We start from the raw sequence: 23,105 nt of genomic DNA on the forward strand, positions 1-23,105 counted from the left end.
CTCAGCCAATATTTTTTTATTATGCCTTTTTATTGTACATTTGTAACCGAATTAAAAAGAAATGATTATGGCAAGCATCAGAAGTTTAAAAAAAGAAATTAACTACGTTTTTGGAGATATTATTGATAGTGTTTTCCATTGGGAGTACACGAGCGGAAATCTTGGTAAGGGTTCAGAGCTTGTTCAAGAAATTTTGGTAGCTTATGATGATTTGATTGAAAAAATTTATCACCGAAATATTGAAAACAGAGGTTCTCATTTAAAGCAAGTTAGAAAAGATTTTGAACAAAAGGCAGGGACTTTTATCGGAAAATTAAACAAATTGAATTAATTTTTTTCAAAAAATAGTTGCAAATTAAAAAAAAGTTCTTACATTTGCACCCGCAATAACGCCGATATAGCTCAGTTGGCCAGAGCACGTGATTTGTAATCTCGGGGTCGTGGGTTCGAATCCCTCTATCGGCTCAAAAAACAAAGCCATCTTTTTAAAAGGTGGCTTTTTTTCATTTTCTTAATTCATAAAATTTTACAACTCTGCAATGACAAACATTCAGTATATTCAAAATCAAAATAATACACTTCAAAAAAATCAAATTGAAAATACATTATTGCTCCTTTCCGAAGGCTGTACAATTCCGTTCATCGCACGTTACAGAAAAGATAAAACACAAAATTTAGATGAAATAGCCATTGAACAAATCTCAAAATGGCAAACAGAATATGAAAATATTCTTAAAAGGAAAGAAACTATTTTGGCTGCCATTGAAGAGCAAGGAAAGCTATCGGATGATTTGAAGCAAAAAATCAATCTTTGTTTTATTCTCAACGAGCTGGAAGACATTTACTTACCTTACAAAAAGAGAAAAAAAACACGTGCCGATGTTGCCAAAGAAAAAGGATTGGAACCTTTGGCTAAAATCATTATGTCACAAAAAATCAATGATTTAGAATTTACTGCGTCAAAATATATTAATAAAGAAGTTCCCACAGAAAAAGAAGCTTTGCAAGGAGCTTCTGATATCATCGCCGAATGGATTAGCGAAAATATTTTTATCCGAAAAACTTTGAGACGTATGTTTCAACGCAATGCTAATGTTATTTCACAAGTAGTCAAAGCAAAAGCAGAAACCGAAGAAGCTCAAAAATTTTCAATGTACTTTGATTGGGAAGAAAATCTTCTGAAAACACCTTCACATCGTGTTTTAGCAATGCTTAGAGCTGAAAGTGAGGGATTTGTAAGATTAAAAATTGAAATCGATTCGGAAGAAGCAATCAACTTTATAGGTAAAAACATCATCAAAAGTAATGGAGAAGTTGCTGATTTTCTGAATGATGCAATTTCGGATAGCTATAAACGTCTTTTAGCTCCTTCCATTGCTAATGAAACTTTGCAAGAAGCTAAGGAACAAGCTGATAATAAAGCTATTCAGATTTTTGCCGAAAATTTAAAACAATTATTATTGGCTGCTCCTCTTGGAGAGAAAAGAATTTTAGCCATCGACCCTGGATTTAAAACAGGTTGTAAAGTTGTGTGTTTGGACGAAAAAGGAGATTTGCTACACAATGAAACCATTTTTCCGCATCCTCCGCAAAAAGATATCACAATGGCGATGAAAAAAATAAAATCAATGGTTAATTCTTACAAAATTGAGGCCATCGCCATCGGAAACGGAACAGCCTCGCGCGAAACGGAATTATTTATAAAAAATATAGCTTTCAGCTCTCCTTTGCAAGTTTTTGTAGTCAATGAAGCGGGTGCTTCTGTATATTCAGCATCAAAAATAGCTCGTGATGAATTCCCCAACTATGATGTTACAGTACGTGGAGCCGTATCAATAGGCAGACGCCTTTCCGACCCTCTGGCAGAACTGGTAAAAATTGATCCTAAGGCAATTGGCGTAGGACAATACCAACACGATGTAAATCAAACAAAATTAAAAGAAGAACTTGATTCTGTTGTGATTAGATGCGTAAATTCCGTAGGCGTGAACCTCAATACAGCAGGAAAATCTCTTCTTTCATATGTGTCAGGAATTGGTGAAAAAATGGCAGAAAACATTGTAAAATATCGTTCTGAGAAAGGGGCTTTCACTGAAAGAGAAGAGCTTTTGAACGTTCCAAGATTAGGAGCAAAGGCATATCAACAAGCAGTTGCGTTTTTGCGTATTCACGAAGGAAAAAATCCGTTGGATAATTCGGCTGTACATCCCGAGGCTTATCCCATCGTCCAAAAAATGGCAAATGACTTAGGTATTTCACCAGAAAAACTTATCGGTAATAAAGAAGCTATAAGCAAAATAAATATTCAAAAATATATCAATGATAATGTGGGAGTTATCTATTTAAAAGATGTTCTGAAAGAATTAGAAAAACCTGGATTAGACCCACGTAAATCTGCTAAAATCTTTGAATTTGACCCCAATGTAAAAACTTTTGATGATGTGAAAATAGGAATGATTTTATCCGGCATTGTCAATAATATCACGGCTTTTGGCTGTTTTGTTGATATCGGAATAAAAGAAAGCGGACTTATCCATATTTCACAACTGAAAGAAGGTTACGTTGCCGATGTAAACGATGTGGTAAAAATGCATCAACACGTTACTGTAAAGGTAATTGATATTGATAATCAACGAAAAAGAATCGGATTAAGCTTAATAAGTTAGAAAAAAAATCTCCGGAGTTTATAAATTTCCGGAGATTTTTTTCTTCACTTAGCATTTTTATAATGATTTATCAAGTTTCTATGAAACTCTTTCTCAGCATCTTTTAATAAAAGTAATTTTTTTGCTGAAATTATCTTTAAAAGTTCTTTATCCTTTTCCTTGTTCATTTGCCATATTTTATCAGCAAGTTCATCATCTTTCTTTAAAATTTCCACAGCTTCTTTTTCTGTCAAATCACTTTTTTTCTGACAACCTTTTTTTCTGCAACTTCTTATTTGACAATGCAAATTATGCAAATTTTCGTTATATTTTTCATATACAGGCCAAAAAACCTTCGCCTCACCTGGAGTAAGTTCTATTTTTTCAGTAATGTACCCTATTTTTAGTGTTTTTATCCGCTCATAATTATCTTCTTTCTGAGAAAAAACAGAAAGATTGACAAAAAGAAACAAAATAATCGTAAAAATTACCCTCATAATGTATTTTTTAATAATTTTCTTCTATATTATAATCATATTCTTGTAAATAATTACCAAGATTTTCCATATTTTGACTTTCATTCACGATAGAATTATTCAAACTTACGGCTTCCAATTGCTCCAAAATCAAATATGTTTTATCATCTTCTAAATAAATATCATTCAGATAGTTCTGTATTTCCAAAGAGGTTAAATCCGAAAATTGAACGCTTTCCAAAGAATTTCGGGAAATATAAATCCAAATTGACGAAACAACTATCAGAATTAGAACAGAAGCCACCGCGTGCCTAACAATTGGCAAATAAAACGTTTTTGTTTTTCTGGTAGTAAATTTTAAAATTGATTCTCTTGATTGTTCAAAATAAGCCTCTGGAATTTTAAAACCTTGTTCTTTTGTTATAATAAATTCAATATCAATCCTATTCTTCAGATTTTTCTCAAAATCATCAAAATACGTTTCCGGAACTTTCATTCCTGAATTTATATGTAATTTATCTTGCTCCATATCCAAGCGTAAGACGATAAAACCTGAAAAAAGTTTAATGAGTTTGCAAATAATTTTTAATTTTCTGAACTGCGTGATGATACGATGCCTTTAAGGCCCCCACCGAAGTGTCCAATATTTCAGAAATTTGTTCGTATTTCAGCTCTTCAAAATATTTCATATTGAATACAAGTTGTTGTTTTTCAGGAAGTGTCGCAATCGCTTTCTGAAATTTAATCTGAATCTCATCTCCTTCAAAATAAACATCTGCTTCCAAGTTAAGACTTCTGGCATATTGTAAATCTTCGATAGAACAATTTCGTTCATTGGCTTTTTTCTTCAAAAAATCAAGAGCTTGGTTTGTAGCTATTCGGTAAACCCACGAAAATAAAGAACTATCCCCTCTGAATTTATCAATATTCCGAAAAATTTTAATGAAAGTTTCTTGTAGCACATCATCAGCATCATCGTGTGAAATAACCATTCTTCGGATATGCCAATAAAGTTTCTTTTGGTATGTATCTACCAGAAATTCAAATCCTTTTGAACGTGTTTTTGAATTTTGAAGCAGCTTTATGAGTTCTTTTTCCTCCAAATTTATGATTCAAAAGATTGCATTTCAACTAATTTTTTGTACATACCTTGCCTTTGTAAAAGCTCATTATGAGTGCCTTGTTCCACTATGCGTCCTTTTTGCATAACCACTATCAAATCAGCTTTTTGAATAGTTGAAAGGCGATGGGCAATCACAATGGAAGTTCTATTTTTCATCATATTTTCCAAAGCATTTTGTACCAAACGCTCACTTTCAGTATCAAGTGCAGAAGTTGCTTCGTCCAAAATCATAATCGGTGGATTTTTTAAAACCGCACGAGCAATGCTTAGTCGTTGTTTTTGTCCTCCACTTAGCTTACCTCCTGAATCTCCAATATTTGTATCGAAGTGTTCGGGTAAATCTTTAATAAATTCATAAGCATTCGCCACCTTAGTTGCTTCTAAAATTTCTTGCTCGTTTGCATTCGGATTTCCAATAAGCAAGTTATTTTTAACCGTATCATTAAACAATATTGAATCCTGAGAAACCATACCTATTAAACGACGTAACGAACTTATTTTTAAATCTTTAATATTAACACCATCAATTTCAATGCTTCCTTTATTTACATCATAAAAACGTGTAATTAAATTGGCAATGGTACTTTTTCCACTTCCCGATTGTCCTACCAAGGCAATTGTTTTTCCTTTTGGAATTTCTAAAGAAAAATCAGTTAAAACTTCTTTGTCATCATAACCAAATGTAATATTTTTTAATACAATCGAAGATTTAAATTCCTGTATATCAACCGAATTAGTTTTCTCCTGAATTGGGCTTTTGTATTCCAAAACCTCAAATACACGTTCAGCGGCTGCATTTCCTTTTTTTAAGTCATAAGAAGCCTTACTAATTGCCTTTGCCGGAGTTAAAATATTGTAAGCCAATCCCATAAAAGCAATAAAAGCAGCTCCGTCCAAAGTTTTATCAACCAAAACCATAGTTCCGCCAAACCAAAGCAAAACGGCAATCATCAAAATCCCAAGAAATTCACTCATTGGTGACGCCAAATTTTGTCTGTTTGCCAAATTGTTAGCAAATTTGAAAAAACGTGAAGTGGAGTCTTCAAATTTATTCTGAAAAACTTTTTCAGCATTGAAAGCCTTCACAACTCGCAGTCCGCCAACGGTTTCTTCTATGAGAGATAAAAATCGTCCTTGTTCTTGTTGTACTTTGGTGGATTGCTTTTTTAAGGATTTCCCAATTTTAGAAATAATCCAGCCTGATACCGGAATAAAAATAAAAGTGAAAATTGTTAATTTCACACTGATTCCCAGCATCATAACAATCGAAAAAATAATTGTAAGAGGCTCTCTAATAATTAGTTCCAATATCGAAAGAAAAGAATGTTGCACCTCCCCTACATCACCCGCCACACGTGCGATTATATCACCTTTTCGTTGCTCGGAAAAGTAAGAAAGTGGCAAATTTGTTATTTTTTTGTAAAGTGCATTTCGCAAATCCTTTAGTACGCCGTTACGCAAATGTGTGATGAAAAATACTGCAATATAATTGAATGCGTTTTTAAGCAAGAAAAGTACAATTACAAGGGCAATAACAATGGTTAAAGCAGAAACAGAATCTTCTCCTACAATATTTGATATTCTGTAATTTAGCAAATTTTTACCATAACTTACCAAATCCGAAACTTTGCCTGAAAAAACAGGTTCTTCGGTTATTTTTTGGGCGTCTTTTCCAAATAAAATATCCAACATCGGGATAAGTGCCACGAATGAAATAGCACTAAAAAGTGCGTACAAAATATTAAAAAAAACATTCAGAAAAGCGTATTTCTTATAAGGAAGTATGTAAGGTATAAATTTCTTTAAATACGGACTCATTGTTGATTAAATTGATTAAAGCTCAAAATCATCATTTTTTATATTGATTTTGAGCTTTTAATTTCTATCCTTTGTATTTTTTTATGGTTTCTTTACGTTGAATTTTTCCGTTGCCAGTGAGTTCAAACTTAGGCATAAAGTAAATGGCTCTGGGAACTTCATACTTCAGGATTTCCTTATCCATATACAAATCGTGAGCCAAATTCGGATAATCTTCCTCGCTTCCTTCTACGTAAAGCACAGCTCTTTGCCCGAGTTGCTCATCTTCCTCACCTACAAGGAAATAATTATTCTTAATATATTTCTTGATTTTACGTTCAACACTTTCAGGGAACACCTTAAATCCTCCCGAATTAATTACATTATCCAAACGCCCTAACCAAACAAATTCAGTGTCTGAAATTAATTTGACAATATCATTTGTAATAATCTCGTGGTCAGATATTTGAGGAGCATTTATAATCAAACATTTTCTCTCGTCTTGATGAAATGTTACATCCGGAAGAGCTTTGTAACTTTCTTCGTGGGATTTCGTGTGGTTAACGTGTCGCATTGCAATGTGCGAGATAGTTTCCGTCATTCCGTAAGAAGAATAAACTTCTGTTGAAACATTCTGTAGCTTGGCTTCCAATTCATTATCAACTGCAGCACCTCCAAGAATTAATTTTTTTACGCGGTGCAAATCGTACAGCGATTTTGAGGCTTGTAACGGAATCATTGCAGTAAAATCATAATCTTTATTCGTTAAAGCCAATGGCATCGATGAAGGCTGAATAATATCCAAATGCAATCCCAATACAATAGAACGGATTATCATCATTTTTCCTGCGATAAAATCAGCTGGCAAACACAACAAAGCCGTGTTTTTAGGTGATAAATTCAGGTATTTTCCCGTAGCCAAGGCCGAATTTACCATATGTTGCTTTTTCAAACGAATTACTTTAGGAATTCCTGTTGAACCTGAGGTAACTGCCTCAATATAATCATTATCATCAAGCCAATTCAACAAAAAATTTCCGATAGACTTTCGGTAAGGCTCTCCATCTTTGATGTATTCCATAGCCAAAACTACCAAATCCTCTCTATCAACAGAAAAACCATTGATTTTCAAATGTCTATCTACAAAAGTATAATCTATTTTATCCATTTCCTTTTCTTGCATCTTTCTAAAACTAAAACAAGTCGCAAATGTACAAAAAAGATTTGAAGTCTGATAAAAATTTATATTTTCAAAAACAGATTTTAACGAATTATCAGCAATCATTTTCAGATTAATTTTAACAAAAGGTAAGGATTCGGCAATTTTCAAGAATTGGATTTTTGCAATAATCTAAAAATCAAACCATAAAAAATTAATTTCAAAAAACAGTTCTTTTTGTTTGAAATTTGAAAAGAAAGTTATTAAATTCGCAGAAAAAATAATATTATGGAAAATTTGGATTTCAATTTAACTATCGAAAAAATAAAAGAAAGCCGTATCAACCAAGTAGATTTCTCGAAATTGGCTTTTGGGCAAACTTTTTCTGACCATATGTTTGTATGTCATTACAAAAACGGACAGTGGCAACAACCTCAAATTAAGCCATATGCACCAATTTCTTTGGAGCCTTCCGCAAGTGTTTTTCATTATGGACAGGCGATTTTTGAAGGAATGAAAGCATATAAAGACGATAATGACGATATTTTCCTCTTCCGTCCGGAAGAAAACTACAAACGTATGAACAAATCGGCTGTACGTTTGGCTATTCCTGAATTTCCTGAAAAATGGTTTGATGAAGGACTAAAAACCCTCTTGAAAATCGATAAAGATTGGATAAAAAAAGGTGTTGGAAATTCGTTATATATCCGACCTTTTATTATTGGAACTTCAACAGGAATAATGGCTTCTCCTTCAAAGGAATACATTTTTTTCATTATTACCTCTCCGGTACAGGCTTATTACGGAGGTGAAGTGAAAGTAAAAATTGCGGATTATTACAGCCGTGCTGCCAACGGAGGTTTTGGTGCAGCAAAAGCAGCAGGAAACTATGCAGGGCAATTTTATCCTACACAATTAGCAATACAAGAAGGATATCAGCAAATCATTTGGACAGATGATACAACTCACGAATTTTTGGAAGAAGCCGGAATGATGAATTTATTCTTCCGAATCAATAATAAGTTAATTACTTGCCCAACCAGCGACCGTATCTTAGATGGTGTTACGCGTAAAAGTGTACTTGCCATTGCAGAAAAATTAGGCATCAAAACGGAAGTTCGCCCTATAAAAGTTCAGGAATTATTATCAGCTACTGAAAAAGGCACACTTCAGGAAATATTTGGAAGTGGAACTGCTGCTGTTATTAGTCCAATTTCAGGATTTGGCTACAAAGGGAAAGACTATACAATCAATCGTCCTGCTGACCTATATGCTACAAAAATTAAAGAAACCATCTTAAATATACAGTACAACAAGTCAGAAGATTCTTTTGGCTGGAGAGTAAAAGTTATTTAAATCACTGACAATAAAGGAGTAGCAAAAAAAATTATTTTTTCTTAAAAAAAGTATCAAAAACATTTGGAGTTTTAAAATAAAGCTGTATCTTTGCAACCGATTTAGAAAATAGCAGGCCTCGTAGCTCAACTGAATAGAGCACTTGATTACGGCTCAAGAGGTTTCAGGTTTGAATCCTGACGAGGTCACAAAATATAAAATAACTCACTGTAAAACAGTGAGTTATTTTTTTTGAGGTAAGTAAAAGGGTAAGTTACATTTTTTAAAAAAAAGTAAAACAAGAAATTATCTTATTTTACTTTTTGGGCAAAAACTACCGTTTACCGGCTTTAACCGATCCTTTCTTTTTAGTAGCGGATTTTGCTTTTACGATACGTCCGTTTTCGTTGTAACGGAATCCTTTTTTCAGCTTGCCGTTGGCTTTTAAGCCTTCTTTCTTGGTTGCCATATTTATAAATATTTAATTTGTTACTAATTTTGTTTTACTTGATTGTGAATAAAATACATTACATTGTGATACTTTGCCACGTGTCTTGACATATTTTTCACTTTCATTGCTGTTGTATCCTCTTTTTCAACCGCATCTATAAAAATATGCTCGTGATAGATGGGGAAGCCTAACACATCAACTCCTATCTGAAAGGAAACTTTTTCAACGTTTGTGATAAATACTTTTGCCGTATTATATTTAATGAGACGTTTCTTTAAAATATCCTCATAAGTTAACATTACCTTTAATTGTTTTTTTAGTAATGGTTGTTGTGCCTTGTCTATTTCTTTAAATTTTGAACTTTTGACAAAAATTTTTAGTTTCCCAATTCTTTCTGAAAGTTCAGACAATTCTGTTTGAACTCTTTTTTTACTTCTTTATCCATATTTCAATTTTAACATATTATCTAATTTGTTGTTCAATCTCATCAAGTTCTCGTCTGAGAGAATTAATTCTTTCGATTTCTTTTTTTGCTCTTTCAGAAACGATTGCTCCACTTATAGCACTGGAAAGGATTGCACCTCCTAATACTCCCGCTATCTTAACGCCTTTTTTTTGCTTGGTAGCAAAGGTTAATACACCTCCTACAACTGCACCCACAAGGCTAAAAACGATTATTCTTTTTTTGTCATTTTTAGGGATTATGGTTTTTGTGTGAACTTTCAACTCTAATTCCCTTAAAATTTCTGACTTTCGTTGTTCTAATTGTTCTCTATTCATATTCTTAATAAATTACATCATACACTTGATTTTCAGTTGTTTGTTCTTCGGTTTCAACAGGTAACAGCCTTTGTTGAAATATATTGTATTTCAGCTGGTCGGCTGGTATGTGATTGTATCGGTTCTTGTCCGGATACACATAATTTTCTTGGTAATTCGCAAATTTTTCCGTGAAAAGAATGATGTCTCCATCGTATTGAGAACTACTGCCCCCTTTCATTTTTCCATCTGTTGTCTGTTGATAAATCACTAAAAACAACTTGCCGTCATATTTTTTTCGTAAGTCTTTATCTACTTCAAATTTTCGGTCTAATTCCCGAAGTTTTTGAAAACTATCTATCACAATTACTTCATTTTCCCGAATGATTTTATCCAATTCAGATATGGAGCGAACATCAAAAGCCAATGTATTTCCTTGTGCTTGGCGGTTTAAATACTGATGAATTTTCTCATCGTATAGAAAACTTTCGGGATGTTCCTCTATAGAAATATGCCCTACCTTGTATCGTTGCCCCAAAGCGTTGATAAACTGAAAAGCAAACCGCGTTTTTCCCGAACCTTGCCCTCCCGTGAGTGTAATTACAAGGCTATCTTTTGTTTTTCGCTCTACTTTGCCCAAAAACTGCGACATTTGAGGCTCGTCAATTTGGAAAAAATCCCAATCAGTAGGCTGCGTTGCCAATTTGTCAATTAAAGAACCTTTGCGGTGATTAGTCTCCGCTGGTAATGAATTTACGGGTTCGGGTTGTACCTGGCTGGTTTCCGTAAATTCTTCAACAAAAACCTGCGGACGATGAGCCTCCGCTAACGTTGGTTCTTGGATAGTTTCCACGACTGGAACGGGAGCTGCGAGTCCGTATTTTTTTTCTAATTTTTCTCTGTCGCCTCTAACTTTACTGATTTCTTTTTTTATAGCTTCTTTTACAAAGTGATAAACAAATAAAGCGTCTTCATTAAGTAAATAGGCTTTTTCATCTTTTATTCCAAATCGTTCTAAAAAAGTCTGATGTTCTTTTGATTTTTTTCCATTCCACGTAAAAACCCTATTTCCATTTTTACCGTCTGCTACGCTGTTTTCTACGATTTCCCAAATATCTTCTTTTTCAATATTGGAAATTCTTTCTTTTAATTTAGGTAGTAGTGATTGGTAAAAATCTATTCTTGAATAGCCATTGTTTAACCAATTCAATTTATAATCATTTTTCCATTTTGCATCGCTTTCTAAATCATTCAATTCACTTTTTATCTTTTGTTTTTGAGAAATTTTATCTAAAACTTTTTCTTTAAGTAATTGATATTCAATCTGTTTTTTGTCTTTTGGAATATAAAAGTATTTGCCATTGGTCAAAATTCCGTTTTCTTCGTAATACCAACCTTTGCGTAATTTTCCTTTGTCGGTAAAGGCTTTTTTACGGATTTCATCGGTTAAGAGTAAGCCTAAACCAAAATTTTCATCTGTTTTTTTGCCGGAAACAGATTTTTTTGTATTTTTGTGTTCGGAAATCGTTTCAATTTGCCCGTCTTGCAGGGTGGCTACTGGCTCCTGTGCGGATTGAAGCGATTTCTTTCGTTTACCAACTTCTATACTTTTTAATTCCGTTTTCCTATTCTTATATACAGCCAAAGCAATTCTCAAATGCCTTTTTTCGCCGTCAATTATCAATTTTGATTTGAAATTCATATAACCAATAACATCCTTAGAATCAGTTATTTTTCTATCACCCCAATTGTTGTAAGATGAATTTTTAATTAACTGCTCTAAATGTTTTACAGCCACAGCCTTTGCTGAATACATAGCTTCACCATTAGCTATTTTTTTACCTGCCTTGGTTGTAAAAACTACTTCTTTCAGATATTTTTTGATAACAGTTGTTTTCCCTTTCAGGTGAGTGTTGTAATATTCTAATGTAAATTTACGCAACTCACTTACTTTCATATTCTTAAAATCATCAGTAGAAAGCTCAGGCTGGGGGGCTGCTAAACCAAAATTTTCATCTGTTTTTTTGCTGGAAACAGATTTTTTTGTACTTTTGTCTTGTGAAAATCCGTTACCAAGTAAATTTTCCGGTCTGGCTTCGCTTTTCCGTGTTGGTAACGGATTTTCTATTTCTACTTTGTGGTCGTAATAAATTACACCATTTTCGCCCTCTCGGAGCGTGATTATCACCTCTCTTTCTTCATCATTGACTACGCCAACACTTCGCATTCTATACACGCCCTTGATATTTTCTCTGCCTTTATTTTCTTCTTCAAACTTAATTAAATGAGAGTTTTTAAGCATTTTTTCAGCCTGTAATATCAAGGTCATTTTTTCTAATGAAATTCTATTGGAAAGCGTATGCTCTATACCTTTTCTATTGAAAATAACCCATTTTTCAAGTTCTTTATGATATACTTTTTTACCTCGTAAGTTCTTTAAAGCCCAATCTAAAAAGTACTTTTTAGCTTCTTTCAGATTTTTAAAAAAGTCTAATTGAGGAGCTGCCAAGCCTTGACTTTCTTTAAAATCTTTGTTTTCAGTAGCAGAAATTTGCACTTGATTAACGTTCAAATCGCTTTTCTTCTCTACAATAACAGGCATTAGCAAAGCTACATTCTTATTTTCTTTACTTTTGATTGTTATCGGTTTGTTATAAGCGACACACTCAAAGCTCACTTGTTTTGTGCCATTTACATACAAGCATTGCAAGGACTCAAATAATTTAAGGGCGCTAATATATATATCCAATTTTCCTATACGAAAAGGTATGGTATAACTATCCTCTTTTTGAACATCGAATTTCAGTAAATAGTATGCCTTATAAGCGTGATTTAAAATCGGTTCTATATCCACAAAGGGCGTTTTCCATCGGTATTGTTTGGGAAAAACAGTCTCATAATTAGGAAATACTGCATCAATGTATCTTTCGTCGTCCCACTCTTTTTCAGATAGAGCATCATCAATATTTTTAAAAACATTCAGATAATTGATATACCTGGCATTGACATCGTAAATTTTGCCTGTTTTAAGTCCGTCATTTTTAGTTCTTTCTATAACAAGCAATTTATGAGCGTCTGTACCCACATAAACCTCTTTTTCAATAAGTACCCCCGTCAGAGCAGGACGAAGTTCATCTTTTATTACGATTTTTTCAAAACTTTCAATCCCTTTTTTGCTTGTTTTGGGTGCTTTAAAATCAAACTCGTTGGTATTGATAAAACCGCTTCGAAGACGTAGCATTTTTGAAAGTTTTTTGTCAAAAATATTCTGAATATCCTTTGCCGATTGGTTTTCTTTCTCGGTTGAACTCAAAAGGATATTCAATTTTGTAGGTTGATTATCGGCAAGAATAAGGTCATTTGATGATTTTTCAACTGAATTTTGTTTACTTTCCGTATTACCGCAGGTTTTACACTCTTTTTCAGTTTCTGTGGCTTTTTTCTCGGTTTTTGTTACTTGTTTCTTGGGTTTTGAAACTTCTTTCTTCTCTTTTTTCTCAACCTTTACCACGTTTCCTTTTACGAATTTCCAACCTTTACGCAATCGTCCGCAGTCGTCTAAGGCTTCTCTATAATCGCCCGTGTGCATTGCTCCGGCAAGTCCTTGTGAATATTGCACGATATTCATTTCAAAATGCTCAACATCAGGGTAATCATTCAGAATTTTTGATATACGATAAATCACAGGCGTTTGATTTTCCGTTTTTGCCTGTTGTAAAATTTCTTCTAAATAGTTACGGCTTACCTCTTTGCCGTTCAAGTTATTAAAGAGTTGTATGCTGGTCATTTTTTTCTATTTTTATACAAATAATATCCTGTGAAACAAATTCCTGACAGCAGTAAAAAACTACCTACTGCCATCACTACTTTTTTTTTGTAGGATTGGGTAAACTTGGGTCTATTATTTTCATTATCAATTGCAAAGTGTACGCATAATCTGGTGCAGTTGCATACCCCGCTTTTGCGATTTCCTCAGCGAATTTGTACGGGTTGTGCTTTACCGCCATTGCCTTTGCATATCGGCTTAATTTGCTGAAAAAATCAGCTTGGTACATAAAACTTTCTTCCGGAGATGAAAATTTCCTAAACCAATCTTTCACTTTATACAAAAACTTGCCGTCAGAACGTTTGGTAACGGAAATAATTTGCGGGAATTTTGCATTCGGATGGTTTAAAACTTCCGTTGTGGTTAGTAATTGCTTTTGATGTTCGGGCGTATTTTTGGTTGCTTTCACCCCGAAAAACATATTTCCTGGAGCATTCTTTCCCCAGCCGCTTTCTAATGCAGCTTGAGCCAAAATAAAACGATAATCAATGCCCGTTTTCTTCTGCACATTTTTTGCAAAACCTTGATATTTAGCTATAAATTCTTGTACTGTCATCTCCTTTATTTTTAAAATTCTACATTTCCGTTAAACGTAAAAATATTACCAAGTCCTTCAATATCAACTTCATATCTTAGTGTACGAGCAAAAGCAAACCAATCTGTATTTTTTAGTGAATTAAAGGCAACTGCCGGCTTTGTAAAGTTTCCAAAACCTCCGACTTTTTCTACCAAAATACTGATGAGTGCCGATATAGGAACTTCAACCTGAATGTTTTTGAATGTATGAAATCCTCCCGCAGGTAAATTCACGCTACTGATGTCATTCAATGCTCCCGAAACCAGCAATTCATTATCGCGGTACACTCGATATACCTTTCCTTTGATGATACCAGCCGATGAAACTGTAAAATCTTGGGCAGTAGTATTTTGCATTGTCAAATCTACGTAGAAACGCAACCGGCTGAAATTAATGCTTATATTACGCAAAGCACTGATTTTGAGCAACATTTTTTCAAAAACTTCTGCTGCTTGTGATTTTTTAGCACTGGCAAAACTCATCAGAGAAACCGCCAACACGCCAACAGCTCCAATAACTGCGTATTTTTTATTGATTTTCATAATTTTTCATTTTATATGAAAGGAATAAATCTTCTGATTATTCTATAATTTTTAATTCCGAAGTAGGTAACGGAAATACCACCTATCCAAGCCAATATTTCTACCCAAAACGGCACGTATTTTTCTGTTTTAAAAATCGTTATGGTTTCTAATTTTGTACTTTGCTTATCCGTATGTTTACTTTTATATTCGGTAAAAGTGCTATCCAACTGAGCGTAAGCAACCAACGCATTTTTGTAGGCATCATAATAAAAACCGTACTCGTTGCTGCCCGATTTCTTTTTCGTATTTAGCTGCTTTAATAAGCGTTGTACTTCTCTTTGGCAAAGGCTGTCGCATTTTTTATCGTTGGTTTTTGGTGCAGGTACAGACACAAAAACAGTATCTGTTATTTTCTGATTTTTAACGATGTAAATCGTGTCGTTTATTGTAATGATTCGTTTTTCTATATTTTGTGAGGTTTTCTGAGTACTTTTACAAGATAACAAGCCTATTGCCCACACTGCCAATAACAGAAAAATTAAAAAACGATTATCAAAGAGTATTTTTTTCATTGCTCGGCGTATTTTCTTTTTTCTCATTCATATAATCAACCACAGACTTAACGATTTCTCCTAAATCATCACGATTGGTAATAATTTTTCCGACAACCTGTCCGGCACTGTCCAAACGAACTTTATCTTCTGCTTTTTCGTAAATTGATTTCACTTCAATGAGGCATAGCATTAAAGCACCTAACAAGGTTACAAACGGAAAGAAAATTATTTTATATTCATAATATTGCTCAGAATACCATACTGCGGACATTTGCAGTGCGTCTGCTACCGTTAAGGCAATGAGCAAGTTATAATATTGTGATATTTTTGTTATGGTCCTTCTGTACCCGTATGAAGTACGAGTTACATTCATTAATTTTGCTTTACGAATGCCACTCCACAAATCGGCAAGAATGGCTATCATTACAAGTAGATATATTCCAAATATAATCCAAAGCGTTACAAATATTTTTTCCATAAATTAAGTTTGTTATAAGTTTATATAATCGCGAAGCTCATCCAATTCTGATATTGTGGTTGGAGTATATTCAAAAACGACATTGTATTCCTTTCCTACTTCAACATATTGATTTTCAGGAAACGTAAATAATCCTGTTGCCTTGTCATATTGCCAATAACCTTGTGGAATAATATGCTTATTAATAAAGTTTCTCGATTCATCGTAGTATCCTATAATATTTACACTCAGAATCTTATCTATACCTAAGTCGCCGTGACCATTATTTCTGAATCTTAATGAAGATTTTGATTCTGCTATGGCGTGTGTCATACTTCTGACAGTAGGATTTAAAAAATCAAAGTTGTGACGTAATAGATTTTCAGTGGAGCCAATAAGCTTACAAACTCCTTTTTCATCTGATACTAAAATACTGGGATTTTTAGATATGGAATCATACACATAAAGAGAACAGGGGCGGGATATTTTTCCTGTTTCTTGTAAATGCTGGGATACTCTGCTATATTTTTCTGATTCATCTTCAAATAAATGATAAAACATAGGATTGTCCTTATTTTCTTCTATGAATTGATTCACGTAATCAAAAGCTTCTCTTCCTATAAGAGGCAAATCATAGACAATAAATACTTTAAGTGCTTTTTCCATTATTTATTAAGTTACAGTTTTTGTTCTATACACTCCTTTAAAATCTGATTTCTCTTTTAATTTTATAATTTCTTTTTCAAGGGTTGCAATTTTTTCAATTTGCTGTTTTTCAGTAGGAGTTAATCCAGATGAACCGGCTCCTTTAACTTCTACTGAAATTTTTTTCTTATTACTCTTTTTTCCTATCATAAAAAATAAATTAAGCTGTCCCTTCCAAATATTCCCAACGATTTTCTCCAATCTTCCGCATTTTTAAGCGTTTACCTCGTGCAAGAGCAAATTCTTGTACTCCGTAAGCCAAACCTTCAATATCGGTGGCGGTTTCAAATTTCAACTTTACTTCGCCTGTTGAGGAGTTTTTGACGTAATATTCTAAATTCGAAGGAAATATCTCATCTTTAAAAGTAATATTTCCTGAAGTTGTTTTGTTCAAAAAGGTGTGAACACTATCATTACCGATTTCAATATCCTTGTTTACCACATCACTATTTAACAACTGTGTTTCAGGATGTTGAGTTAATTGGAATGAATTGTGAATCTGATGTTTGCTTAAATTTTCAAACACTTTTTGATAACCCACTACTTTTACGTTTTCAACCTGAACATTCTCTAAGTCGTTAGCTTTGTCAGGATTTGCATACACAGTAATTGCTGCCTTCCTGTAGGTTACTTTCCCGCTATTGACAATCTCCACGTTTTTGATGTGGATGTTTTTATTCCCTTTGCGTTGATTAACGTTACGTTGTTCTATATACTGACTGTTTCCATTTGCTGATGAATAAAAACATAACGGACGGCTATAGTATTGAGGTTCAGAACCTGTCCAATGTAATTCTGTTCCGCAATCAATCAACTTTAAACCATCAATATATGTGTGGAAATTGTCGCTGTTATGGTCTATAAATGCAACCCCAAATCGCTTTGAATTGATAACCGTAACGTTGAACATTCGCAAATAGCCGTGCGTCCAATTGGTCGGAATCTTGGCGAAAAGTCCGCAACCTTTAAATACGGGATTGATAAGTTCAATGCTTACGTGTGTCGGAACAAACTCATTTTCAGACTTTAATTCATATTTCATCGACCCGTGTTGAGCCGTTGAAAGTGAAAATCCCGCAGGCTCAAAACCTCCGTTGTCTTCGAACACACAATTCAAAAATTTGATGTTTTTGAAATGATTTCTGTTATAAATAGGTTCAATATCAGTTCCATAGCCGAGATTTCTGAAATTCGAAGCCTCTGCAGGACTGGTAAATGAAAACTCACACGTATCAAATACCACATTTTCAGCACTTCGTATTCCCAAACCTTCCATTCGGGCGTTATAGAGCTTCGTATTTCGCACATACACATTATTAGCACGGGACAGAAGCATTCCGTCGCCGATGAAATATTTAGCGGTCAAATTCTCAATGGTAACATTCTGAGATTTAGTAATATAAACTCCGTGTATTTGCTCCGAACGAAAAAAATAGTTGTCTTCCTTAGGGTTCATCCATTGATGGTCTGATTTATCACCAACAAGCAAACCTCCTCGAATAGTTACATTGTTTGCCTCTTCAATACGAAGTGTTGTAAAATGTGGTAATGGATTTGGCAGCACTTTAAATTCAGCTCCTTCTTCAAGTTCAATATTGGAGTTGCTATGAACATGTACACCTACGTTAGTAAGTGCCTCTAAATCATATCTTCCTGCTTTTATAAGAATATTACGATGATAGGCAAACAACACGTTGAGCCACGTACGGGTATCGCCGATAATATTTTTGGTTGAAATTACTTTTATTCCCTCTACTGAAAATAAATCCTGAGTTTTTACCAAATCTTTATATTCCGTATCGTCTTCAAATTCAAACTTATACTGAATTATGCCGTTCTGAACACGTGCTTGCAGGGCGTATTTCAGGTGGAAATTTTCCCCGTGAAAGGGCAAGCGTTTCCATTGAGTGTCGTCTTCGGTAGTTTCTTTCCACTGCAGATAATTTCCGTCTAATATTTTGATGTGAAATGTTTCAGGATAATTTACGTTAATTAATTTTTCTTGTCTGTCTTCTACGAAACGCAACGTATTGACCCTTACCATCATATCCCCTTCGGTGTTTCGGCGATTTTCCTCGTTAGCGATGAAAGGCATATCCACCCACTCAGCATTTAATAATCCAGAGTGCCACTGAATCTTTTTATTGTCAAGAACTTTGTACTTGAAAGCGGCAACCCATTGCCCCATAAGTAGTTCTTTGTATTTTTCATCGGGTTCTCCTTGTTTTTTGATATAGATTCGATTTCTATCTACTTTGGCGACAAGTGTTTGATTATCAAGCGGACGCAACTCGTAATTATACAGCAATTTTTTCCAAGCGGAAGATGCTTCGGTTTTTAACTTCCACCATAGGTATTTATTTTGAAACTTAAACTCGAATTGGTCATCGGGAACGCTTATTTGACCTTCTAACAAATCCTCTTTGGAAATGGTTGTTCCGTCATTTAACAGAATATCCTTTGTTGTTCCTTTTTTTAAAAGTTGCTGTTTTTCTGTTTCTGTAAGTCCTTGTCCTTGCAATGAGTTTAAAAAATCTTGCTCAGTTCCTTGATTACCAGCGTCCAACCAAGACTGATAGGCGGATTTGCCGTCAGCTCCTTGAATGCCTCTTTCGCCTCGTTGTCCACGTTCGCCTGCGTCTCCCTTGTCGCCTTTGAGTTCGGTTTTGGAAATAGTTTCTCCGTTGGCGAGCAAAATATCATCACTTTCCGTTTTTTTCAGGATATTTGCCGAATTTTCTTTGAAATTATTAAGAAGTTGTCGGTCATTTTCAGAGAGCCCTCCGCCTTGCCCCGCAACCTGAAGTTCAAGAACTATTTTATTATCATTTGCACTTCCTATTGCCATTACTGTTTTTTTTATTTGTTTTTATCTTCTTTAAAATATTGATACGTACCGAACGCTGCAAGTCCAAGGATTACCAACCACATCCACGTTTTATTTTTGCTAACTTTTTGATTTAAAGATGGTTTAACAAAAACCTTCTTTTTAGGAGTTACTGTAACTCCCTCGAGTTCCATAATATCCTCAATCATATAGATTAAGGATGGTACATCCTTCGCCTTAGCTTTTACAGTTTTGAAACCAATATGGCTTATTTCTATGTCGTCATTAGGTTGTGCCTCAAGTTTATAAGCTCCATTATCACCTGTTGTTGTACCCGTTCTTTTTGTGCGGTTGATGACGTGAACTCCAGGTAATGGAAGTTTCTCATCATCAAAAATTTTTCCTGTCATTGCATTATTTTTTTTTGTTGATTCACATTCAGAAACTGCCTTAGGACGCAAGTCCTGTGCAGTTCCTGAAAAACCCAAACCAATAATTCCAATTTGATATTTTTTTAATATTTTGCTCATAATTCCCTGTTTTATAGTAATCTTGGAAATTTATCTTTTAACTCCTGATATTCAGAAGAGGACAATTCTTTTTCAAACCACTCCCTAAGATTCTTTTTTGTACCAGAACCCCACATCGGTTGTCCGTAAAAACCATACGGACGCATTCCAAAACGCTTATAAACAATCTCAAATCTTGGCTCATCAAGGTAGGACAACGTTTCCTTAATTTTAGAAAAATCCGTCCCGTTATCCTTCATCGCATCGTGCAAGTCCTGAGCTATTTTGCTAACCAAAATCCTATCATTAGCAAACGCCGCCAAATCCTTACCATATGTGTCTTTGGGATTTACGGAATAATTATTTACGGCTGAGTTGTAATCTTTGTGATTTTGTGAGGGTTGATTAGAATTGCTTTTGCTTAAAAAATAAATTATCGCTCCCAATCCAACAGCAACCGAACCGATTATAATATGCTCTTTTTTCATAATTTTTTGTTTTAAAACAGACCTTGACCACCTCCTTGGATTAGGAAGCGTAAATTTTGAAGTTCTGAATTACTGAACTGGTCAGCCATCCATTCTGTGAGTGTCATATGGCTTTTATTGCCAAATCCCAACACATCCGTTGCTGGTTTTCTTTTGCCGAAAGCGTTGTAAACCAACACAAAAGCATTTCTATTTAATCCTTTGAGTGCCTCATACACTTGCTTATATCCATTCCCAACACCTACCATTGCATTGTATAATTTTTGAGCTCTTAAACTCGCTTGTGAAGGCGTTATGTTAGAAGCTCTATCGTTAGGATTCGTTTTTATTGGAATGAATCTGTTTTTCCAGTACAAAGTATAAAAGGCAAAACCGCCAATACTTGCAATCGTAATACCAACAAGCACAAAGCCCACATTAACAGCTTTATTTACCATTTTGGGATTTTTGGCAGCGTAACTCGTTACAGCTGCCACAGCTGCCGGATTTCCTAATTTATTAGAACCTCTTTTTTTCATAATTTTTTGTATTACCGAACACTAAATCCCAAAAAATTTTTTTACCGTTACCCATAACAACGGATTGGTTAAATAGTCTTTTGCTTTTTTGCTTTTTGAAAGTGCTACTAATTTTTCAAGTACTTTTTCATCCAAATTTTCAAGTTCTTTGATATATTGTTCTTTCATAGTGTTTTACATATTTTGTCCGAAAATTAAATTGTACCAATGGGTAACTTGCTCATCGGTTACAGATGGGTCAGAAATAATATTGATAAATTGTTGTTTTATTTCTGAAATGCCTGGCGTCGCCAAAGCGGGAACCATTCCCGTTGCAGGGCTTTGCATCATTCTTTCGGCTACCATTGGTAGCACTTGTCCTAATGCTCCCACAATGTTACTGCCCGCTTCGCTTTCCCAAAAACCTTTTTTGTCTAACTCTTGACGTTTTAAATCAACCGCGTGTTTTTCTTCCGAAGTATCTAATTTTAAACGCAACGAAAAATTTTCGTCTTTCAGTTGGCGAATTTCACTTTTGGCGTCTTTGAGTTCTTCATCCAGTTTTGCATTTTCTTTTTTCAAATCTTCAAAACGCTCACGAATAACCTCGTTACGTACCAAGTCATTTTGTGTTACCTGAACAAACCCCATAGCCGGAGCCGCCAACATAGGAGGCTGGTAAATGGGAGGTGCTGGCTGTTGTTGTTCGGTTATTGGAATCATTTTTTCTTGATTTTCTTCTTGTTTTGAAAAATTAAGCGTTATCGTTTCAATATTATGGTACGAACCTGTACCGCCGTTTTCATATATACGCCTCAATGCTAACGTTGTACCATCAGTAAATCCTTGTTTAGGGAGTTCCTTAAAGAAATTTTCAAAACCTCCAAAAATCTGATTTATATCCTCCGTTTTAAACGCATTGCGTGGAGCAGTACTTTTTGACAATTTTTTACTACCCTGTGATACACTTATTACGTTTAAATGATGTTGATTCAGGAAGTTTGAAACTTTATCAATCAATTCTTTCATTGCTATTCATTTTTTGTAAAACATTCTTTTTCAACAACATATCTTATAAATACCTTGTTGATTGTTTTGCCTTCTGACTTTTTGAATTTCAGTCGGAAGGATTCGTTTACAATGGCAACAGGACTTTCAATGACAAAGCTCTCACCAGGTAAGATTTCTTGCCTTGTGGAATCGTCTAATACCAAAATGGTATCCCCAGCATTGAACATTGAAAAATGTAGAATGCCCTCACCGCCCGACATATCCATAAAATTTAGCGAACTATCATCGGTAATCACAATTGCATTATAAAGTCCTTTTCGTGTCATTGTCTGTTTTTTTATTATTCTTTGTTACATCCGCAAGAACCTTCTCTTTGGATGATGAAAACTAACTGTCCGATAAATTCATCTGTCAATGGTTCTTCTGCATTGATGGTTACGAAAAATCGGTTGTTGTCAGTCGGGAAATTCACTTGCTTAACTCCTTGAAAATAACCGCCCTCAGTACGTACATAATCTCTGTAATCGGTAGGATTGAGCAATGTACCTCCTTGTGCGTTTTTGATTTCAATTTCCACAGGAAATTCAGGCTTGTTATTCTTCATCGGGATAAAATGCACCCCTACGCAAGTGCCTTTTTCTAAGGAAATATTCCCAGAAAAAGCCGTGTCGCCTGATTTCATATGAACGTTTAATCTGCTGTATATTACGCTACTTGTCATAACTTTTTAAAATTTTAAGATTAAAAAAAGCCCCGCCCTCTTAAAAGGCAGGGCTTTTCACGTTTACAAAAAAATGAGTATTAGCGTTTTTGGTATGTTTCAAAACCTTTGAGAAGTACTCTTGCAAAAGAAGTGTCCCCGCTTGAAGGCGTGATTTTACTTCCCATTGGAGTTTCAATCTGAATTTCAACCGGAGCATTTGGCTCAATGAGTGCTAATGCCTCTAACTTACGGTAGTAAGCATCGGATTTTTTCGCATTCTCAATGGCAGAAATTGGCAATTTCACAATGATTTCGTTTTTCTGACGAATAACCAAGTGCGATGCAAGCAATACCGGAGGTAATTCTACATTATACTTAATGTTGTATACTGGGTCAGAAGAATTTCCTTCACCATATTGTACCGTTACGGCATCAGCTACGAAATAGCGGTCAGCCTCCAATTTGTTACCGTCAAAGTTGGTAACTCCCACCTCTTGCACTGCGTTACTGGTAAGCAAGTTAGCCACTCCGCCAGCAGCGAATTTAGAGTTTACATACAACTCACTCGGAGTTGGTTTTAATCGGGCAACCGGCATTTGCAAATTTTTTGATGCATTAACAGCTGCCAAAAAGTTGGATACTTTTACGTATTGTTCTTCGTTTAGCAATAATTCGTTCATTT

26 protein-coding genes, 2 tRNA genes and 1 pseudogene are annotated in these 23,105 nt (G+C 34.6%); 5 read left to right on the top strand and 24 right to left on the bottom strand.

Annotated features, from left to right (window positions below; genetic code table 11):
* Window positions 1–67: 67 nt before the first annotated feature.
* The 3 genes from GN105_RS11280 (at window position 68) to GN105_RS11290 (ending at window position 2,666) form a co-directional block, all read left to right on the top strand.
* Entirely contained in the window at window positions 68–331 is a 264-nt protein-coding gene (locus GN105_RS11280) for a hypothetical protein (protein WP_155285502.1), read from the top strand.
* A 60-nt stretch (window positions 332–391) separates the two neighbouring features.
* A tRNA-Thr gene (locus GN105_RS11285) sits at window positions 392–465 on the top strand.
* Window positions 466–539: 74 nt separating this feature from the next.
* Window positions 540–2,666, top strand: a complete 2,127-nt coding sequence (locus GN105_RS11290; protein WP_155285503.1) for a Tex family protein — start codon at window positions 540–542, stop codon at window positions 2,664–2,666.
* A 44-nt stretch (window positions 2,667–2,710) separates the two neighbouring features.
* Here the strand turns inward: GN105_RS11290 and GN105_RS11295 are convergent, their stop codons facing one another.
* From GN105_RS11295 to GN105_RS11315, 5 genes are all read right to left on the bottom strand, one after another.
* Entirely contained in the window at window positions 2,711–3,142 is a 432-nt protein-coding gene (locus GN105_RS11295; RefSeq protein ID WP_155285504.1) for a hypothetical protein, read from the bottom strand.
* Window positions 3,143–3,152: 10 nt separating this feature from the next.
* A complete protein-coding gene (locus GN105_RS11300; RefSeq protein WP_155285505.1) occupies window positions 3,153–3,650 on the bottom strand; it encodes a hypothetical protein in 498 nt (165 codons plus the stop codon).
* A 34-nt stretch (window positions 3,651–3,684) separates the two neighbouring features.
* Window positions 3,685–4,224 carry an RNA polymerase sigma factor gene (locus GN105_RS11305; RefSeq protein WP_155285506.1) on the bottom strand — a complete coding sequence of 180 codons (540 nt, stop codon included), beginning with the start codon at window positions 4,222–4,224 and terminating at the stop codon, window positions 3,685–3,687.
* 2 nt (window positions 4,225–4,226) lie between these two features.
* Window positions 4,227–6,062: an ABC transporter ATP-binding protein gene (locus GN105_RS11310; protein WP_155285507.1), complete on the bottom strand. Its 1,836-nt coding sequence runs from the start codon at window positions 6,060–6,062 to the stop codon at window positions 4,227–4,229.
* A gap of 64 nt (window positions 6,063–6,126) precedes the next feature.
* Window positions 6,127–7,209: an AMP-binding protein gene (locus GN105_RS11315; RefSeq protein WP_095897047.1), complete on the bottom strand. Its 1,083-nt coding sequence runs from the start codon at window positions 7,207–7,209 to the stop codon at window positions 6,127–6,129.
* A 279-nt stretch (window positions 7,210–7,488) separates the two neighbouring features.
* Between GN105_RS11315 and GN105_RS11320 the strand changes: the two genes are divergently transcribed.
* Together GN105_RS11320 and GN105_RS11325 are read left to right on the top strand one after the other, a co-directional pair.
* Window positions 7,489–8,556, top strand: coding sequence for a branched-chain amino acid aminotransferase (locus GN105_RS11320; protein WP_155285508.1), 1,068 nt, complete (start codon window positions 7,489–7,491; stop codon window positions 8,554–8,556).
* A 114-nt stretch (window positions 8,557–8,670) separates the two neighbouring features.
* Window positions 8,671–8,744 (top strand) — tRNA-Arg (locus GN105_RS11325).
* A 125-nt stretch (window positions 8,745–8,869) separates the two neighbouring features.
* Here the strand turns inward: GN105_RS11325 and GN105_RS13090 are convergent.
* From GN105_RS13090 to GN105_RS11415, 19 genes and pseudogenes are all read right to left on the bottom strand, one after another.
* Entirely contained in the window at window positions 8,870–9,004 is a 135-nt protein-coding gene (locus GN105_RS13090; protein ID WP_262481988.1) for a hypothetical protein, read from the bottom strand.
* A 23-nt stretch (window positions 9,005–9,027) separates the two neighbouring features.
* Window positions 9,028–9,405: pseudogene (locus tag GN105_RS13015) on the bottom strand (crAss001_48 related protein); the annotation flags it as partial.
* A gap of 43 nt (window positions 9,406–9,448) precedes the next feature.
* On the bottom strand, window positions 9,449–9,766 hold the full coding sequence (locus tag GN105_RS11335) for a hypothetical protein (protein ID WP_155285509.1): 318 nt from the start codon (window positions 9,764–9,766) through the stop codon (window positions 9,449–9,451).
* A gap of 4 nt (window positions 9,767–9,770) precedes the next feature.
* Window positions 9,771–13,532: an LPD3 domain-containing protein gene (locus GN105_RS11340; protein ID WP_155285510.1), complete on the bottom strand. Its 3,762-nt coding sequence runs from the start codon at window positions 13,530–13,532 to the stop codon at window positions 9,771–9,773.
* 76 nt (window positions 13,533–13,608) lie between these two features.
* Entirely contained in the window at window positions 13,609–14,127 is a 519-nt protein-coding gene (locus GN105_RS11345; protein ID WP_155285511.1) for a glycoside hydrolase family 73 protein, read from the bottom strand.
* A gap of 11 nt (window positions 14,128–14,138) precedes the next feature.
* Window positions 14,139–14,690, bottom strand: a complete 552-nt coding sequence (locus GN105_RS11350) for a hypothetical protein (protein WP_155285512.1) — start codon at window positions 14,688–14,690, stop codon at window positions 14,139–14,141.
* Window positions 14,691–14,701: 11 nt separating this feature from the next.
* Window positions 14,702–15,244, bottom strand: a complete 543-nt coding sequence (locus tag GN105_RS11355; protein ID WP_155285513.1) for a hypothetical protein — start codon at window positions 15,242–15,244, stop codon at window positions 14,702–14,704.
* Window positions 15,225–15,704 carry a hypothetical protein gene (locus GN105_RS11360; RefSeq protein ID WP_155285514.1) on the bottom strand — a complete coding sequence of 160 codons (480 nt, stop codon included), beginning with the start codon at window positions 15,702–15,704 and terminating at the stop codon, window positions 15,225–15,227. Before GN105_RS11360 ends, GN105_RS11355 begins: the two co-directional genes overlap by 20 nt.
* A gap of 12 nt (window positions 15,705–15,716) precedes the next feature.
* Window positions 15,717–16,349 (bottom strand): hypothetical protein, encoded by a 633-nt coding sequence (locus tag GN105_RS11365; RefSeq protein WP_155285515.1) that lies wholly within the window; start codon window positions 16,347–16,349, stop codon window positions 15,717–15,719.
* Between the two features lie 6 nt (window positions 16,350–16,355).
* Window positions 16,356–16,538 (bottom strand): hypothetical protein, encoded by a 183-nt coding sequence (locus tag GN105_RS11370; protein WP_155289177.1) that lies wholly within the window; start codon window positions 16,536–16,538, stop codon window positions 16,356–16,358.
* A gap of 10 nt (window positions 16,539–16,548) precedes the next feature.
* Window positions 16,549–19,236, bottom strand: a complete 2,688-nt coding sequence (locus tag GN105_RS11375) for a right-handed parallel beta-helix repeat-containing protein (protein WP_155285517.1) — start codon at window positions 19,234–19,236, stop codon at window positions 16,549–16,551.
* A gap of 11 nt (window positions 19,237–19,247) precedes the next feature.
* Complete coding sequence (locus tag GN105_RS11380) at window positions 19,248–19,745, bottom strand: carboxypeptidase-like regulatory domain-containing protein (protein ID WP_155285518.1); 498 nt, start codon at window positions 19,743–19,745, stop codon at window positions 19,248–19,250.
* 11 nt (window positions 19,746–19,756) lie between these two features.
* Window positions 19,757–20,212, bottom strand: coding sequence for a hypothetical protein (locus tag GN105_RS11385; protein ID WP_155285519.1), 456 nt, complete (start codon window positions 20,210–20,212; stop codon window positions 19,757–19,759).
* Window positions 20,213–20,223: 11 nt separating this feature from the next.
* Window positions 20,224–20,730, bottom strand: a complete 507-nt coding sequence (locus GN105_RS11390) for a hypothetical protein (RefSeq protein ID WP_155285520.1) — start codon at window positions 20,728–20,730, stop codon at window positions 20,224–20,226.
* A gap of 21 nt (window positions 20,731–20,751) precedes the next feature.
* A complete protein-coding gene (locus GN105_RS11395; RefSeq protein WP_155285521.1) occupies window positions 20,752–20,898 on the bottom strand; it encodes a hypothetical protein in 147 nt (48 codons plus the stop codon).
* 6 nt (window positions 20,899–20,904) lie between these two features.
* Window positions 20,905–21,738, bottom strand: coding sequence for a hypothetical protein (locus GN105_RS11400; RefSeq protein WP_155285522.1), 834 nt, complete (start codon window positions 21,736–21,738; stop codon window positions 20,905–20,907).
* Window positions 21,739–21,740: 2 nt separating this feature from the next.
* A complete protein-coding gene (locus tag GN105_RS11405) occupies window positions 21,741–22,046 on the bottom strand; it encodes a hypothetical protein (protein WP_155285523.1) in 306 nt (101 codons plus the stop codon).
* A gap of 14 nt (window positions 22,047–22,060) precedes the next feature.
* The gene (locus tag GN105_RS11410; protein WP_155285524.1) at window positions 22,061–22,441 is read right to left on the bottom strand and encodes a hypothetical protein; all 381 of its coding nucleotides are present in this window, start codon (window positions 22,439–22,441) and stop codon (window positions 22,061–22,063) included.
* Window positions 22,442–22,521: 80 nt separating this feature from the next.
* Window positions 22,522–23,103 (bottom strand): hypothetical protein, encoded by a 582-nt coding sequence (locus GN105_RS11415; protein WP_155285525.1) that lies wholly within the window; start codon window positions 23,101–23,103, stop codon window positions 22,522–22,524.
* Window positions 23,104–23,105 lie beyond the last annotated feature (2 nt).

Origin of the sequence: Capnocytophaga felis (assembly GCF_009684755.1) — a bacterium.
GTDB lineage: Bacteria > Bacteroidota > Bacteroidia > Flavobacteriales > Flavobacteriaceae > Capnocytophaga > Capnocytophaga felis.

Coding starts and splice junctions, on each gene's coding strand:
- GN105_RS11280 (WP_155285502.1), top strand. CDS start 68: ATGGCAAGCATCAGAAGTTTAAAAAAAGAAATTAACTACGTTTTTGGA.
- GN105_RS11290 (WP_155285503.1), top strand. CDS start 540: ATGACAAACATTCAGTATATTCAAAATCAAAATAATACACTTCAAAAA.
- GN105_RS11295 (WP_155285504.1), bottom strand. CDS start 3,142: ATGAGGGTAATTTTTACGATTATTTTGTTTCTTTTTGTCAATCTTTCT.
- GN105_RS11300 (WP_155285505.1), bottom strand. CDS start 3,650: ATGGAGCAAGATAAATTACATATAAATTCAGGAATGAAAGTTCCGGAA.
- GN105_RS11310 (WP_155285507.1), bottom strand. CDS start 6,062: ATGAGTCCGTATTTAAAGAAATTTATACCTTACATACTTCCTTATAAG.
- GN105_RS11315 (WP_095897047.1), bottom strand. CDS start 7,209: ATGGATAAAATAGATTATACTTTTGTAGATAGACATTTGAAAATCAAT.
- GN105_RS11320 (WP_155285508.1), top strand. CDS start 7,489: ATGGAAAATTTGGATTTCAATTTAACTATCGAAAAAATAAAAGAAAGC.
- GN105_RS13090 (WP_262481988.1), bottom strand. CDS start 9,004: ATGGCAACCAAGAAAGAAGGCTTAAAAGCCAACGGCAAGCTGAAAAAA.
- GN105_RS11335 (WP_155285509.1), bottom strand. CDS start 9,766: ATGAATAGAGAACAATTAGAACAACGAAAGTCAGAAATTTTAAGGGAA.
- GN105_RS11340 (WP_155285510.1), bottom strand. CDS start 13,532: ATGACCAGCATACAACTCTTTAATAACTTGAACGGCAAAGAGGTAAGC.
- GN105_RS11345 (WP_155285511.1), bottom strand. CDS start 14,127: ATGACAGTACAAGAATTTATAGCTAAATATCAAGGTTTTGCAAAAAAT.
- GN105_RS11350 (WP_155285512.1), bottom strand. CDS start 14,690: ATGAAAATCAATAAAAAATACGCAGTTATTGGAGCTGTTGGCGTGTTG.
- GN105_RS11355 (WP_155285513.1), bottom strand. CDS start 15,244: ATGAAAAAAATACTCTTTGATAATCGTTTTTTAATTTTTCTGTTATTG.
- GN105_RS11360 (WP_155285514.1), bottom strand. CDS start 15,704: ATGGAAAAAATATTTGTAACGCTTTGGATTATATTTGGAATATATCTA.
- GN105_RS11365 (WP_155285515.1), bottom strand. CDS start 16,349: ATGGAAAAAGCACTTAAAGTATTTATTGTCTATGATTTGCCTCTTATA.
- GN105_RS11370 (WP_155289177.1), bottom strand. CDS start 16,538: ATGATAGGAAAAAAGAGTAATAAGAAAAAAATTTCAGTAGAAGTTAAA.
- GN105_RS11375 (WP_155285517.1), bottom strand. CDS start 19,236: ATGGCAATAGGAAGTGCAAATGATAATAAAATAGTTCTTGAACTTCAG.
- GN105_RS11380 (WP_155285518.1), bottom strand. CDS start 19,745: ATGAGCAAAATATTAAAAAAATATCAAATTGGAATTATTGGTTTGGGT.
- GN105_RS11385 (WP_155285519.1), bottom strand. CDS start 20,212: ATGAAAAAAGAGCATATTATAATCGGTTCGGTTGCTGTTGGATTGGGA.
- GN105_RS11390 (WP_155285520.1), bottom strand. CDS start 20,730: ATGAAAAAAAGAGGTTCTAATAAATTAGGAAATCCGGCAGCTGTGGCA.
- GN105_RS11395 (WP_155285521.1), bottom strand. CDS start 20,898: ATGAAAGAACAATATATCAAAGAACTTGAAAATTTGGATGAAAAAGTA.
- GN105_RS11400 (WP_155285522.1), bottom strand. CDS start 21,738: ATGAAAGAATTGATTGATAAAGTTTCAAACTTCCTGAATCAACATCAT.
- GN105_RS11405 (WP_155285523.1), bottom strand. CDS start 22,046: ATGACACGAAAAGGACTTTATAATGCAATTGTGATTACCGATGATAGT.
- GN105_RS11410 (WP_155285524.1), bottom strand. CDS start 22,441: ATGACAAGTAGCGTAATATACAGCAGATTAAACGTTCATATGAAATCA.
- GN105_RS11415 (WP_155285525.1), bottom strand. CDS start 23,103: ATGAACGAATTATTGCTAAACGAAGAACAATACGTAAAAGTATCCAAC.